The organism is Rhizobium ecuadorense, from assembly GCF_001187535.1.
Classification (GTDB): Bacteria; Pseudomonadota; Alphaproteobacteria; order Rhizobiales; family Rhizobiaceae; genus Rhizobium; species Rhizobium ecuadorense.
The window spans coordinates 1-283 of the sequence record NZ_LFIO01001000.1; the positions used below are offsets into that span (position 1 = coordinate 1).

The window sequence follows — 283 nt, forward strand, 5'->3', positions numbered from 1 at the left end:
CTGGAGACCTTCCGCGCCGCTGGCGGTGTCGTCTGGTCCTCCGGAGATCGCCTGTCGACCGTTTGCGATGCCACGGATCCGGTGGCTGCGGTGGCGTCGACGCATATCGATCGGATGCCCGGCAGCAGCGATATCGACGCGCTTCTGGCAGGGCTTCCGCCGTCCGGTCCTGTCATCACCGGCCATCCCGCGGACCGACTCTGGCAATGGGTCGGATACGAGGACAATGGCTGGTGGCGGATCGTTCTCTTCAACGATGGTGCCGCCACGCTGGAAAGTGAGA

At 65.0% G+C, this 283-nt stretch carries 1 pseudogene; it reads left to right on the forward strand.

From position 1 onward, the window contains the following. Positions 1–283, forward strand: a pseudogene (locus tag AF337_RS18385) (carbohydrate-binding protein); the annotation flags it as partial.